The organism is Serratia sp. L9 (assembly GCF_050632285.1).
In the GTDB taxonomy this organism is placed as follows: Bacteria; Pseudomonadota; Gammaproteobacteria; order Enterobacterales; family Enterobacteriaceae; genus Chania.
Genome location: NZ_CP192591.1, coordinates 2,474,773 through 2,488,982, shown reverse-complemented (window position 1 = coordinate 2,488,982; position 14,210 = coordinate 2,474,773). Strand labels below are relative to the sequence as shown.

The window sequence follows — 14,210 nt, the reverse complement described above, 5'->3', positions numbered from 1 at the left end:
ACAAATTAGCCGGAGTGTAAATCATTCCGGCTAATTTGTTGAGAACCTGCGCATACAGGTTCAGGAAAGAAAACATCATTCTTTGAAATCGTTGGCATCCAACTCGTGGCGCGACAACAATTTATAGAATTCAGTACGGTTACGGCCCGCCATGCGCGCGGCCTGGGTTACGTTACCCTTGGTGATCTGCAACAGCTTACGTAAATAGTGTAATTCAAACTGATTGCGCGCCTCGACAAAGGTGGGCAGCGCGGTGTTCTCCCCTTCCAATGCCTGTTCAACCAGCGCTTCACTGATCACCGGAGCGCTGGTCAGTGCCACACATTGCTCAATAACGTTTACCAACTGGCGAACGTTACCCGGCCAACTGGCAGCCATCAGGCGCTTCATCGCATCGGAAGAAAAGCTGCGGACAAAAGGTTTGTGGCGTTGAGCAGACTCACGTAACAGGTGGTTGGCCAACAGTGGGATATCTTCTGCCCGCTCATTTAACGCCGGTATTTTCAGGTTGACTACGTTCAGGCGGTAATAGAGATCTTCACGGAATTCGTTTTTCGCCATCGCTTTGGGCAAATCGCGGTGGGTAGCGGAAATAATTCGGACGTTAATATCCAGATCGCGGTTACTGCCAAGGGGCCGCACCTTACGCTCCTGCAAAACTCGCAGCAACTTCACCTGTAATGAGAGCGGCATATCGCCAATCTCATCAAGGAACAGCGTACCGCCCTCCGCGGCCTGGAACAGCCCTTCCCGGCTGCTGACTGCACCGGTAAACGCGCCTTTGGCATGCCCAAACAGCTCCGACTCCAGCAGTTGCTCCGGCAACGCACCGCAGTTAATGGCGATAAAGGCTTTCTTCGCCCGTGGGCTGGCGCTGTGAATGGCTTGCGCCAGCACTTCTTTACCCGTACCGCTCTGGCCGTTGATCAAGACGCTGACATCTGACTGCGCGACCATTTTTGCCTGTTCAAGCAAACGCAGCATAATGGGGCTGCGGGTAACGAAGTCTTCACGCCAGCTATCATCACCTGCCGGGGCCGACAGCGACAGCGCTTCATCAATCGCTTTGTATAACGCATCGCGATCAACCGGCTTGGTCAGAAAACTGAAGACCCCCTGCTGGGTTGCCGCAACCGCGTCGGGGATCGAGCCGTGCGCAGTCAGTATAATCACCGGCATGCCCGGCTGATATTTCTGGATTTCGACAAACAGCGCCATGCCGTCCATTTCATCCATGCGCAGATCGCTGATCACCAGGTCGATCTTTTCCCGAGCCAGCAGGCGCAATGCCTCCTGGCCGTTTTCAGCGGTAGTGACGTGGAAACCTTCGCTGGTCAGGCGCATCCCCAGCAGCTTAAGCAGGCTGGGATCGTCGTCAACCAACAAAAGATTGGCCGGTTTGCGAGCTGTCATTGCGCTGGGGACTCCTTTTTAACAGGTGGCGGCGCGTAGGTATCTTCCGGCTCAACCGGCAAGGCTGTGCCCGTTTCCGGCACTGGGGCTGGCGGCTCAGGTTCAGCCTCTTTGGCCGGTGCTGCTACAGGCTTGCCTGCGGCATCGGTTTTAGATTGCGTGGCGTTGCTTTCCGGAATTTCGCTCTGTAATTGCTTGCGCGATGAGAGTTGCCGTTCAATATCGGTCAGGTTCTCCAGTTTGCGGGAAGTGTCCTGCAACTGGCTCTGTAGATGAGCCTGATTCTGACGTAACAGGTCTATCTGGCTGTCTGAGCTTTCCTGCAGGTGCTGGTAGCGGGCCCGCTCATCGAACAGGCTAATTTGCAAAGCCTGCTGCTGGCGCCACAGTTGCAGCAATGGGCGCAATGAATTAGGGAATTCAAGACGATAAGTGTTCAGGCGATCGATCATCTGGCGGCGTTCTGCCGAGGTCGGTTCGGCACTGCCCAGCAAAATACTCTGTTTGAAGATGCTGTTCCAGGTGTTACCCGGCAGGGTTTTCGCCAAGGCGCGAGCCTGCGTGGAGCCGATACGATCAGCACAATCCATCGCCCGCAACCAGTAGAGAGAGTTTGCCAGCGCTTCCTGGTCATCAAGCTGCCACAGCGTGTCGCATGATGCGATGCGATAATCCACTACTTTGGTATCAGGAATGGCTTCCTGCTGCTTCTGAGCCAAACTACTGCTGACGGCACGGTCGGTACAGCCCATCAGCAGGAACGGGGCAAACAGGATAGTGCCCAAGAAAGAAAGCGAGTTCTTGCCGAGCGATACGCGTTGAGAGACTCGCGGCGAACCTTCGGTCTGCGGTAAATGAGCGCGTTTAGACCCTGTGTACATTATTTATTCATTCTCGGCGGTTAATGGCAATTCAATTCGGAAGCAAACATCGGCATCGGTGATATTCACTAATTTCAGCTCGCCGCGCATACGGCGAATGCAGTCCTGCGCAATGCTCAATCCGAGTCCGCTTCCTTTAACGGCCCCTTTTCGCTGGTGACTTCCCTGGAAAAAGGGCTCAAAAATCATGGTTTTTTCCGCTTCCGGGATCGCTGTGCCGGTATTGGCGACATCAATCTGCACCCGTTGGCCAACCTGACGGCTGCGGATCCAAATGTTACCGGATTCCTCGCCGTAGTGCACCGCATTGGAGTAGAGATTATCCAGTACACGCATTAACAAGGTCGGCTCTGCCCAGCAGATTTCCGCCTCAAGTTTGACTTCCGTGCGGATCATTTTGGCACGCGCTGGCAAACTGTGCGCGGCGACGACCATATCCACCAACTCTTCGAGCTCGACATTTTCATGTTCCGAAGGGCCATCCGCCAGCTTGCGGTTGTAATCCAGCAGTTGTTCAATCAGAAGCAGCAGATGGCGGCTGCTCTGATCAAGGATCGCTACCACCTCTTTTTGATCGCTGGTCAGTGGGCCTGCCACTTCATCAGCCAACAACTCTGTGCCCTCACGCATGCTGGCCAGCGGCGTTTTCAGCTCATGGGAGATATGGCGCAGGAATTCATGGCGCTGCGATTCCAGCCACGCCAGGCGCTCACTCAGCCAGATAATACGCTGCGCCAGAGAGCGAAGCTCACGCGGGCCTTTAAACGAAGCCGTCATGCCAATTGGCCGCCCTTCACCCAGACGGTTAATCATACGCTCAACGGCCTTCACTGGCCCGATAATCATGCGGGTAAATAACACCACCAGCAGCACGCTGACCAAGAACAGCAGCAATGCCTGCCAACCAAAATACTGACCCCGCTCGGCTATCGCCTGTTGCAATTGCTGGCCACGGGAAAATATAACGGTGCGAGTGGCCTGAACCATTTCTGCGTTGGAGCGTGAAAACGACTCCAGCAGCAGAGAAGAGTCTCTATCCGGCCCACTGCTCTGGCACTTGATAGTAGCAAGTTGTGTCAACAGGCCGCGCAGCGTCTGGTAATAACGTTCATCGGGCAAGATTGGGGCATGGGAATCCAGCATCTGTGAATACTGTTTGCGCTGGTTCTGATACAAACGCTCCAGGGTGGGATCAACCAGCACACAATATTGACGATAGCTGCGTTCCATTTCCAGCGCCACGCTGGTCATCGCTTCACTGCGTCTGGCATCCACCAGCGTAGTGCGGTTGATATCTGCCGCCTGTGCGCTGAGATGATCCAGGCTCTGATAAGCCTGATAGGCCAGCACCAGCAAAGGTAACAACACCAACAGAAACGCCATCACTACCAGTTGACGCAGTGAACGCGGGAATAGCCGCCATCTTTTCAAAGAAATCATCTCAATATCTCTAGTCTGCCCTGATGCTAACTGAGTCGCCGGATAGAAAAAAGCCCGGCAGGCGATAATCTTCGTACCCATGCAAAAGATGCAAAAAAATGCATCGATTCATGCCGATCTCAGCAGTAAAGTGATTTGGAGTTCTTTCTTTGGGAGGTTTTGCGCAACAACGAGAGGGATAGAGATCTGATTTGACGCTGGGGCATAATGCCCCATCGCAAGGAATATGTGGATGCCCTTACTCCTCGTCCCCAGGGTGATGTAGCACAAGGCTGGCATCGAATCAGGACGAATAGCATCCAAAAGTATCCGGGATTGATGAACACTTCATCACAGTTGGATACTAGGCGGTGCCTCACTCCACGTGTCGCCCGATGCTTGATAAAGCCGCTTGCGCGTCTGTTATCGGTTTGGTTGGACGATAGGCACCATTTCTTTGGCATCATTCGGGGGGCTTATGAGGCGCTGTTCCGTTATACGGGGCCAATCATAAAAAGTTGAATGAGCAACTGAATAATATAATGCACCATCCATGCCAACTTTATAAAATAATTTATATAACACTGTTTTTATTAACTAAATTAATTTAAACCACGTTAGGTTATCGTGTCTGGACGATCTGATGCGGGTAATAATCCACCTTACCGTCGCCGAAACCCGACAACTTAATCGAAACATTTTAACCACTATAAAAATCAATAATTTAGATGTCTCTTTTTAGAGACATGCAATATGGCCTTTGTCTCAAAAAACCGACACATCTCGTAACTCACTAAAAAACAACAAATAAAAAGGGCACTATGCAGTGCCCTCTGTGTAAAAAAATTTCTGAACTACCCTAACTGTTTACGTGCATTACGGAACATCCTCACCCACGGGCTATCTTCGCCCCACTCTTCTGGATGCCAGGAATTGCTGACGGTACGGAACACACGCTCAGGGTGCGGCATCATCACCGTGGCACGGCCATTGCTGCTGGTCACTGCGGTGATACCATTCGGCGAGCCGTTCGGGTTGGCCGGGTAAGCTTCGGTCACCTGGCCGTTATTATCCACAAAGCGCAGTGCAACCAGGCCGTGGTGTTCCAGCGCAGCCAAATGCGCCGCATCACGCACTTCCACATGGCCTTCGCCATGAGAAACCGCAATCGGCATCCGTGAACCGGCCATGCCCTGCATAAACAGCGATGGGCTGGCCGCCACTTCAACCAGGCTGAAGCGCGCTTCGAAACGATCTGACAGGTTACGCACAAAGCGCGGCCAATGTTCTGCCCCCGGGATCAGCTCACGCAGGTTGGACATCATCTGGCAACCGTTGCAAACACCTAACGCCAAGGTCTGTGGGCGATGGAAGAAATCGGCAAACTCATCACGTACACGATTGTTGAAAAGAATCGACTTCGCCCACCCTTCACCGGCACCCAGCACATCGCCGTAAGAGAAGCCACCACAGGCTACCAGCGTATGGAACTCTTGCAGGTCGCGGCGCCCTGCCAGCAAATCGCTCATATGCACATCCACCGCATCAAAACCGGCGCGATGGAATGCTGCCGCCATCTCAACGTGGGAGTTAACGCCTTGCTCACGTAACACGGCGACCTTTGGCCGAGCACCTTTGGCAATATAAGGTGCTGCAATATCTTCATCTGGTGCAAAGGTCAGTTTAACGTTCAGGCCCGGATCGCGGTCATCCTGCTTGGCCTGATGTTCCTGATCGGCACATTCCGGGTTGTCGCGCAGGCGCTGCATCTGCCAGGTGGTTTCTGCCCACCAGGTGCGCAAGGTGTTGCGGCTTTCGCTATATACCGGCTTGCTACCGCTAGCGATCACAAACCGATCGCCGCTCTGCACCTGGCCGATATGATGCACATTGTCCGTCAAACCATGCTGGGCAAACACCTGCTGCACGGCTGCCAACTGCTCGGCAGACACCTGGATCACTGCGCCCAACTCTTCGTTAAACAACGCGGCAAGGCTATCATCGCCCAACGCCTGGATATCAACCTGGACACCACAATGGCCAGCAAATGCCATTTCTGCCAACGTGACCAGCAGGCCACCGTCTGAACGATCGTGATAGGCCAGTAATGCGCGGCTCGCGACCAGTTGCTGCATCGCGTTAAAGAAACCAGCCAGTTGCTCGACATTGCGGACATCGGCAGGTTTATCACCTAGCTGGCGATAAACCTGTGCCAGCGCCGTTGCCCCCAGAGCATTGTTTCCATTGCCCAGATCGATCAGCAACAAGGCCGTCTCACCCTTATCGGTGCGCAACTGCGGCGTCACGGTGTGGCGTACGTCTTCAACACGGGCAAAGGCGGTGATCACCAACGACAGCGGTGAAGTCATCTCCAATTGCTCATTACCTTCCTGCCAGCGAGTTTTCATCGACATCGAGTCTTTACCGACCGGGATGGTAATCCCCAGCGGTGGGCAAAGCTCTTCGCCCACCGCTTTCACCGCTTCATACAAACCGGCATCTTCCCCTGGGTGCCCAGCCGCGGCCATCCAGTTGGCTGAAAGCTTCACGCGTTTGAGCGAACCAATTTCGGTTGCCGCCAGGTTGGTCAGCGCCTCTCCCACAGCCAGGCGGCCAGAGGCGGCAAAGTCTAACAACGCAACGGGCGCACGTTCACCGATCGACATCGCTTCACCGTAATAGCTGTCCAGGCTGGCGGTGGTCACCGCGCAGTCGGCCACCGGGATTTGCCACGGGCCAACCATCTGGTCACGCGCCACCATGCCGGTCACGGTACGGTCGCCAATGGTGATCAGGAAGGTTTTCTCCGCTACCGCCGGCAGATGCAGCACGCGTTTCACCGCATCGGCAATGGTGATCCCTGCACGCTGCAGCTTTTCGCCACTCGCCTGCTGGCGTTTTACGTCGCGGGTCATTTTTGGCGTTTTGCCCAATAGCACGTCCAGCGGCATATCGATCGGCTGGTTGTCAAAGTGACGGTCATTAAGGGTCAGATGCCGTTCTTCTGTGGCTTCGCCAATCACCGCATAGGGGGCACGCTCGCGGCGGCAGATCTCATCAAACTGAGCCATCTGCTCTGGTGCAACGGCCATCACATAGCGTTCCTGGGATTCGTTACACCACACTTCCAGCGGGCTCATGCCCGGTTCGTCATTCAGGATATCGCGCAGCTCAAAACGGCCACCACGGCCGCCATCGCTGACCAGTTCCGGCATCGCATTCGACAGGCCACCAGCGCCCACGTCGTGGATGAACAGGATTGGGTTGTTGTCGCCCAGTTGCCAGCAGCGATCGATCACTTCCTGGCAGCGGCGTTCCATTTCCGGGTTATCACGCTGCACCGAGGCGAAATCCAGATCGGCGTCAGACTGGCCAGAAGCCATAGAAGAGGCTGCACCGCCTCCCAAACCGATATTCATCGCCGGGCCACCCAGCACCACCAGCTTGGCACCCACGGTGATCTCACCTTTCTGCACATGATCGGCGCGGATGTTGCCTAAACCCCCGCCAGCATGATCGGCTTGTGGTAGCCACGCAGCTCGACACCGTTATGGCTGTTGACACGTTCTTCATAAGTACGGAAGTAACCCACCAGCGCCGGTCGACCAAATTCGTTGTTGAATGCCGCGCCGCCTAATGGACCTTCGGTCATGATATCCAGCGCCGTCACAATGCGATCCGGTTTGCCAAAATCCTGTTCCCAAGGCTGTTCAAAACCCGGGATCCGCAGGTTGGATACCGAGAAACCGACCAGGCCGGCTTTCGGCTTCGCGCCACGGCCAGTCGCGCCTTCGTCACGGATCTCGCCACCGGATCCCGTGGCCGCACCCGGCCATGGCGAAATCGCCGTCGGGTGGTTGTGAGTTTCTACTTTCATCAGGATATGCGTGTCTTCCTGATGGTAGTCATACAGGCCGTTTTCTGGCGCGGCGAAGAAACGCCCCACATGGGAGCCTTCCATAACCGCAGCGTTATCTTTATAAGCAGAAAGCACGTAGTCCGGCGTCTGCTCAAAAGTATTCTTGATCATTTTGAACAGCGACTTTGGTTGCTGTTGGCCATCGATGATCCAGTCGGCGTTGAAAATTTTGTGGCGGCAGTGCTCAGAGTTGGCCTGCGCGAACATATACAACTCAATATCCGTTGGGTTGCGCCCCAAACCGGTAAAAGCATCCAGCAGGTAGTCAATTTCGTCCTGCGCCAACGCCAGGCCTAATTTGCTATTGGCCTGCTCCAGCGCGCTGCGGCCCTGGCCCAGTACATCCACGACCTGATACGGCGTTGGTTGATGATGAGAGAACAGCTTTTCCGCCTGTTGCAGTTCGCTGAACACCGTTTCCATCATGCGGTCATGCAGCAAAGTAGCAAGCTGCTGCCACTGGGCATCAGTCAACGTCGGTGCCGTGACATAAAACGCCAGGCCACGCTCCAGGCGGACCACCTGCGTCAGGCCACAGTTATGCGCAATATCGGTGGCTTTTGAAGACCACGGAGAGATGGTACCCGGGCGCGGAGTCACCAGCAGCAGGCGCCCTTCAGGCGCATGCTCCGCGAGAGAAGGACCATACTTGAGCAGCCGTTGCAGCTTGGCGTGTTCTTCGGCACTTAACGGTGCGCTGACATCGGCAAAGTGGACATATTCGGCGTAGATATCACTGATGGGCAGTTGGGCGTCCTGGCAGCGGGACAGCAGTTTGGTAATACGAAAAGCCGACAAAGCGGGCGAACCACGCAGTATTTCCATAATCAAAGTTCTCTCGTCTTCGAAGCAACTGGACTCAGTACTTCATTGGGCGCAACAGGGGAAAACGCGCGCCATTATAGAGAATCCGCGCCGCCGACGAAACCGTTTGCGTAGCTATTATTGATAAAAGCTATTCTCGGCACCAAATTGTCATAACGTGTCAATAAAGTTGCACACTGGCGTTTTGTTGCGCAAAATGCACCGGCACTGGTGATTTAACCATGAAAATAAACCTATTTCGGCCAACAGAAGCGTGCATATATTTGAGATAACTATTTGAAACGCCTAAAAATAAATTACATTCTAATCAGTGTTGTCGCGCTACTCCTGGCGCTAGCCCTATGGCCCAACATCGCCTGGCGCGGCGGGCTGGGTGGCCAGTTGGAAGCCATCAAATCACGCGGCGAGCTGCGTATCAGCACATTAAATTCACCGTTAACCTATTTCACGACACCACAGGGGCCGAGTGGCCTTGATTATGAGCTGGCAAAAAGCTTTGCCAACTATCTGGGGGTGAAACTGGTGGTGATCCCGCACCAAAATATCAACGATCTGTTTGACGATCTGGACGATGACAATGCCGACATACTGGCGGCTGGCCTGATCTACAACCAGGATCGCCTCAGCCGGGCCAGCACCGGCCCGGCCTACTATTCTGTTTCTCAGCAGGTGGTCTATCGGCTGGGGACTTCGCGGCCCAAAACTTTTGCCGATATGAAAGGCAAGCTGGCGGTAGCTTCAGGTTCGGCTCACGTCAGCACGCTCAAACAGCTCAAGCAGAACAAATACCCCGATCTCAGTTGGGAGGCTTCGAGCGACCTGACCTCCAAAGAGTTGTTGGAGCAGGTGGCTGACGGCAAGCTGGATTACACCATCGGTGATTCCGTTACCATTGCTCTGCTACAGCGTATCCACCCGCAACTGGCGGTCGCCTTTGATGTGACCGATGAAGAACCGGTAACCTGGTACATTAAGCGCAGCAGCGATCACAGCCTGTATGCGGCGCTACTGGATTTTTATAGCCAGAGGGTAGAAGACGGAACGCTGGCACGGCTGGAAGAAAAATATCTCGGTCATGTGGGCAGCTTTGACTACGTCGATACCAAGACTTTCCTTTCGGCCATTGACTCAGTGCTGCCCAACTTCAAGCCGCTGTTTGAAAAGTATGCCAATGAAATTGACTGGAAACTGCTGGCGGCCATCGCCTACCAGGAATCCCACTGGAACCCGCAAGCCACCTCCCCGACCGGTGTTCGTGGGTTGATGATGCTGACCAGGGCCACCGCAGAGGGTCTGGGCATTAACGACAGGCTCGATCCGGAAAAAGCATCCAGGGTGGGGCGCTCTATCTGCAACGCCTGATGGCAAAAGTGCCGGACACAGTACCGGAAGATGAACGTATCTGGTTCGCGCTCGCCGCTTACAATATGGGCTGGGGCCATATGCTTGATGCGCGCAAACTGACCAAAAACCAGCAAGGCAACCCGGACAGTTGGGTAGACGTGAAGCAGCGCCTGCCGATGCTCAGCCAGAAACGCTATTCAAATTCACTCACCTACGGCTATGCACGGGGCCACGAAGCCTATAACTACGTGGAGAATATCCGCCGTTATCAGGTCAGCCTGGTGGGTTATCTGCAGGAAAAAGAGAAGAAGGCAGCACAGGAAGCGGCGCAACAGCTCGAACTGGCCAGGGGTTACCCGGCGGTCGAGCCGAAACTGGCGCTCAACCACTGATTACTGCGGGTCTTTGCTGGCCCGTTTGACGGCTTTTTCTGTTCGCGGCGCAGGCGGAAAAAGTTGCTGAGCGTGGCAGCGCACTCTTCTGCCAATACTCCCGAGACGATCTCCACCTGATGATTCATCCCTGGGTGGCGCAGAATATCCACCAGCGAGCCGGCCGCCCCGGTTTTCTCATCAGCCGCTCCATACACCAGCCGACGGATACGGCTGTGCACCATCGCCCCGGCGCACATTACGCAGGGCTCCAGGGTGACGTAAAGCGTCGCGTTCAGCAGCCGGTAATTCTGCAACACCGCTCCCCCTGGCGTAACGCCATAATCTCGGCATGAGCAGTAGGGTCGTGGCGACCAATCGGCCGGTTCCAACCTTCGCCAATGACCTGATTATCCAGCACCAGCAGCGCACCCACCGGCACTTCACCTTCTTGCTGAGCACGCTGAGCCAGGCTCAATGCCTGGCGCATCCAATACTCATCACTATATTCATTCATTCCGTCAATCCTCGTGCGCTGTGCGGCGGGCATTATACACACTAGGCCAGACTGGCGAAAACCGGTGTGTTCAAGGAAGGCAAAGCATCAACCCACGTAAACAATCCGGGCGCGGAACAACAGTGTCGATTGATTGAATAACATTAATTTAAATAATAGTTAAATTTCACGCATTACTGAAATAAATAGAAAAATCGATTTAAAATCAACCAATAGGATTAAGCAACCTTTCGCTAACAAAATTGCGATAGATCATATACTCTTAACGATTAGCCGGGTAAGGTTTGAAACACGCAAAAGCCTTTTTAAGGAGTAGTTTATGGCTGCCTCAACGTTCTTTATCCCTTCTGTCAACATGATTGGTTCCGGCTGTCTGCAAGAAGCAGCAAAAGCCCTGAAAGAACATGGCCTGCATCGGGCACTGATCGTCACCGATAAGGTGTTGAACAGCATTGGCGTCGTTGCTCAGGTGCAACAGCTTCTGACAGCACAGAAAATTGAAAGTTGTGTATATGACGGAACCCATCCTAATCCGACAACTGCGAACGTAAAACAGGGTCTGACTCTGTTACGTCAGAATGACTGCGACTGCGTGATTTCGCTCGGTGGCGGCTCACCGCACGATTGTGCGAAAGGTATCGCTCTGCTCGCCGCTAACGGTGGGGAAATCAAAGATTACGAGGGCGTCGACCGCTCGGCCAAGCCGCAATTGCCGATGGTGGCAATCAATACCACCGCGGGTACCGCCTCCGAGATGACCCGATTCTGCATCATCACCGATGAAGTGCGCCATATCAAAATGGCAATAGTAGATAAGCATGTCACCCCACTGCTATCGGTTAACGATCCTCATCTGATGGCCGGTATGCCGAAAGGCCTGACCGCCGCTACCGGTATGGATGCCCTGACTCATGCTATCGAAGCCTATGTTTCCAGCGCTGCCAACCCAATTACCGATGCCTGTGCGCTGAAAGCCGCAACCATGATTGCACAATCTCTACGCGATGCAGTCGCCGATGGGCAAAATATGCAGGCTCGCGAAAACATGGCTTATGCTCAATTCCTGGCTGGCATGGCATTCAACAATGCTTCATTGGGTTATGTGCATGCTATGGCGCATCAACTGGGCGGCTTCTACGATTTGCCGCACGGCGTCTGTAACGCAGTATTGTTGCCTTATGTGCAGGAGTTTAATGCCGAAGTGGCTGCTGGCCGCCTGAAAGACGTGGCTGCTGCGATGGGGGTCGATGTTACAGGCCAAAGCGATCAACAAGGCGCAGCCCTGTGTATCGCGGCGATCCGCCAGCTTGCGAAAGATGTGGGTATCCCTGCCGGTTTGCGTGACCTGAAAGTCAAAGAAGAAGATTTTGATACTCTGGCCGCCAACGCGCTGAAGGATGCCTGCGGGTTTACCAATCCGATCCAGGCAACCCATGAACAGATTGTGGCTATCTTTAAAGCCGCGATGTAACCTCTGCCAAGCTCCCTCTCCCAGGTGCGGAGGGAGCTTCACTGCTATTCCAACTGCTGTAATTCCCCTTCTTTACTGACCCGCCAGCGATGCTCGCAGAAGAACAATAGCGGGTTATCCTGTTTACTGTCGCTATAGCCGCTGAACAGCTTGAGCGGCGCCCCAAGGCGTTGTTCCAGTTGCACCACCTTCTGCACGCCCAGGCAACGCATGGGCAGAACCCAACCCCCGTTGCGGCGCACAATCTGGCTACCCACCAGGCGCACTCGAGGCAGAAATGCAGAATCCTGATAAACCTGCTGCACCAGACGTTCAGGTGAACCGGTGATCAGCCACACTTGCGCGTCATGAGCATCCAGATACTGGCGCAGCCGCATCTGAACCACCGGAAAGGCGGTTACTTTCTTGCGGAAATGGGCGACAAACTGCAACTCCAACGCTTTCAGCCTGGCCTCGGGGTGGCCAAAAGTCATCGACCACAGTAACAGGCTCATGGGCCAGCGCGTCGCTCGCCCACCGAGCAGCATGCCCAACCCGACAACCGGTAATAACGGTACTACCAGCACTAAATTCAATGGCAAACGCCGTAACAGAAAGCGCAGAAAACTGCCAAACATGTCCTCTTGATGCAAGGTGCCATCGAGATCAAAAAATACCACGCGTTGGGTATTTTCAGCCTCCTGGCTTGGTTTCTCGGTCAAGCGTTACTCCTCAGGATCGGTCCATCCCATAATCAGACTACTGTATTATCGTAATCACCCAGACTGCCAGATACAACACAACCTTGCCTTAACAGCAAAGTTTTCACTGCACGTTTTGCCCCTTGGCGTGGCAGAATGCAGACTGATTCAAAGGAAAACGCTAATGAGTACCCTTCTTCGCATTCGTCAGATGTATCCAAACTTGGCACAAAATGACCGCAAGCTGGCAGATTTCCTGTTGGAAAATGCGGAACAGGCCCGCCACCTCAGCTCCCAAAAACTGGCTCAGTTGACCGGCGTCAGCCAGTCCGGCGTGGTCAAGTTTGCCCAGAAAATGGGTTATAAGGGCTTCCCGGCATTGAAACTGGCGTTGAGCGAGGCATTGGCTCAGCCACAGGCGGAGCCGGAAATTACCGTCCATAACCGGATCCTCAGCAGCGATGCGTTGAAAATCGTCGGTGAGAAGTTGCTGCTGGAAAAACAGGCCGCTTTACGGGCAACGCTGGATATCAACAGCGAACAGCAGCTTCATACCGCCCTGGAAATGCTATGTACGGCACGCCGGGTGGTTCTGGTCGGGTTTGGTGCTTCTGGGCTGGTTGCCAAAGACTTTTCGTTCAAGCTACTGAAAATTGGCATCATGGCCGTGGCAGAATCAGATATGCATGTCCAGCTAGCCACCGCGCAGGCGTTGACTAAAGAAGATTTGTTATTAGCCATCTCGTTTAGCGGTGAACGGCGCGAAATCAATTTGGCCGCAGAAGAAGCCCGCATTGCAGGCGCACGCGTATTGGCACTGACCAGTTTTTCACCTAATGGCCTGCAACAGCGAGCCGATCACTGCCTTTATACCATTGCGGAAGAGCCTAACCCCCTCAGCGCAGCGATATCTTCCAGTACCGCGCAATTCGCCCTGACCGACCTTTTATTTATGGCGTTGATCCAGCACGATCCCGATCACGCCCGTAATCGTATTCGCCATAGCGAACAGTTGATGAAAAAGCTGGTGTAAAGCGTATAATCTGCGCTCCGCAAAATACCCCTGTAAATAATGAGAGAGTTGCCATGGCCCTGCTAATCACACGCAAATGTATCAACTGCGATATGTGCGAGCCGGAATGCCCGAACCAGGCGATTTCGATGGGGGATGAGATTTATCAGATCGATGCCAACCGCTGCACCGAATGTATTGGCCACTACGAGACGCCAACCTGCCAGCAGGTATGCCCGATCGATAACACCATCATTACCGATCCGCAGCACGTAGAAAACCAGGAACAGCTGTGGGAAAAGTTTGTCGTACTGCATCACGCCGATCGGCTGTGAGCTTCGGATGGGGCACTCCGCCC

7 protein-coding genes and 3 pseudogenes are annotated in these 14,210 nt (G+C 54.2%); 4 read left to right on the top strand and 6 right to left on the bottom strand.

Annotated features, from left to right (window positions below; translation table 11 throughout):
- Nucleotides 1–75: 75 nt before the first annotated feature.
- The 4 genes and pseudogenes from glrR to purL form a co-directional block, all read right to left on the bottom strand.
- Nucleotides 76–1,413, bottom strand: coding sequence for a two-component system response regulator GlrR (glrR, locus tag ACQ86O_RS11800; RefSeq protein ID WP_431225358.1), 1,338 nt, complete (start codon nt 1,411–1,413; stop codon nt 76–78).
- Nucleotides 1,410–2,294, bottom strand: a complete 885-nt coding sequence (gene qseG, locus ACQ86O_RS11795; RefSeq protein ID WP_431225357.1) for a two-component system QseEF-associated lipoprotein QseG — start codon at nt 2,292–2,294, stop codon at nt 1,410–1,412. Before qseG ends, glrR begins: the two co-directional genes overlap by 4 nt.
- Before the next feature lie 3 nt (nt 2,295–2,297).
- Nucleotides 2,298–3,734 (bottom strand): sensor histidine kinase, encoded by a 1,437-nt coding sequence (locus ACQ86O_RS11790; RefSeq protein WP_431225356.1) that lies wholly within the window; start codon nt 3,732–3,734, stop codon nt 2,298–2,300.
- Between the two features lie 833 nt (nt 3,735–4,567).
- A pseudogene (purL, locus tag ACQ86O_RS11785) lies at nt 4,568–8,460 on the bottom strand (phosphoribosylformylglycinamidine synthase).
- Between the two features lie 273 nt (nt 8,461–8,733).
- Between purL and mltF the strand changes: the two are divergent.
- Nucleotides 8,734–10,193, top strand: a pseudogene (gene mltF, locus ACQ86O_RS11780) (membrane-bound lytic murein transglycosylase MltF).
- Here mltF and tadA read toward each other — a convergent pair.
- Nucleotides 10,154–10,689, bottom strand: a pseudogene (gene tadA, locus ACQ86O_RS11775) (tRNA adenosine(34) deaminase TadA). The pseudogenes mltF and tadA overlap by 40 nt on opposite strands.
- Nucleotides 10,690–11,008: 319 nt before the next feature.
- On the opposite strand from tadA, the gene yiaY reads away from it, so the two are divergent.
- Nucleotides 11,009–12,160 carry an L-threonine dehydrogenase gene (gene yiaY / locus ACQ86O_RS11770; protein ID WP_431225355.1) on the top strand — a complete coding sequence of 384 codons (1,152 nt, stop codon included), beginning with the start codon at nt 11,009–11,011 and terminating at the stop codon, nt 12,158–12,160.
- 44 nt (nt 12,161–12,204) lie between these two features.
- On the opposite strand, the gene yfhb is transcribed toward yiaY, so the two are convergent.
- Nucleotides 12,205–12,861: a phosphatidylglycerophosphatase C gene (yfhb, locus tag ACQ86O_RS11765; RefSeq protein ID WP_431225354.1), complete on the bottom strand. Its 657-nt coding sequence runs from the start codon at nt 12,859–12,861 to the stop codon at nt 12,205–12,207.
- A 163-nt stretch (nt 12,862–13,024) separates the two neighbouring features.
- Here yfhb and ACQ86O_RS11760 point away from each other — a divergent pair, with 163 nt between their 5' ends.
- Both ACQ86O_RS11760 and ACQ86O_RS11755 read left to right on the top strand, forming a co-directional pair.
- Nucleotides 13,025–13,873, top strand: coding sequence for a MurR/RpiR family transcriptional regulator (locus tag ACQ86O_RS11760; protein ID WP_431225353.1), 849 nt, complete (start codon nt 13,025–13,027; stop codon nt 13,871–13,873).
- 53 nt (nt 13,874–13,926) lie between these two features.
- Entirely contained in the window at nt 13,927–14,187 is a 261-nt protein-coding gene (locus ACQ86O_RS11755) for a YfhL family 4Fe-4S dicluster ferredoxin (protein ID WP_431225352.1), read from the top strand.
- The last annotated feature ends 23 nt before the right edge of the window (nt 14,188–14,210 follow it).

Bases quoted from the DNA above. Each gene is read 5' to 3' on its own strand.
- ACQ86O_RS11790 (WP_431225356.1), bottom strand. From the start codon at position 3,734: ATGATTTCTTTGAAAAGATGGCGGCTATTCCCGCGTTCACTGCGTCAA.
- ACQ86O_RS11760 (WP_431225353.1), top strand. From the start codon at position 13,025: ATGAGTACCCTTCTTCGCATTCGTCAGATGTATCCAAACTTGGCACAA.
- yiaY (WP_431225355.1), top strand. From the start codon at position 11,009: ATGGCTGCCTCAACGTTCTTTATCCCTTCTGTCAACATGATTGGTTCC.
- glrR (WP_431225358.1), bottom strand. From the start codon at position 1,413: ATGACAGCTCGCAAACCGGCCAATCTTTTGTTGGTTGACGACGATCCC.
- qseG (WP_431225357.1), bottom strand. From the start codon at position 2,294: ATGTACACAGGGTCTAAACGCGCTCATTTACCGCAGACCGAAGGTTCG.
- ACQ86O_RS11755 (WP_431225352.1), top strand. From the start codon at position 13,927: ATGGCCCTGCTAATCACACGCAAATGTATCAACTGCGATATGTGCGAG.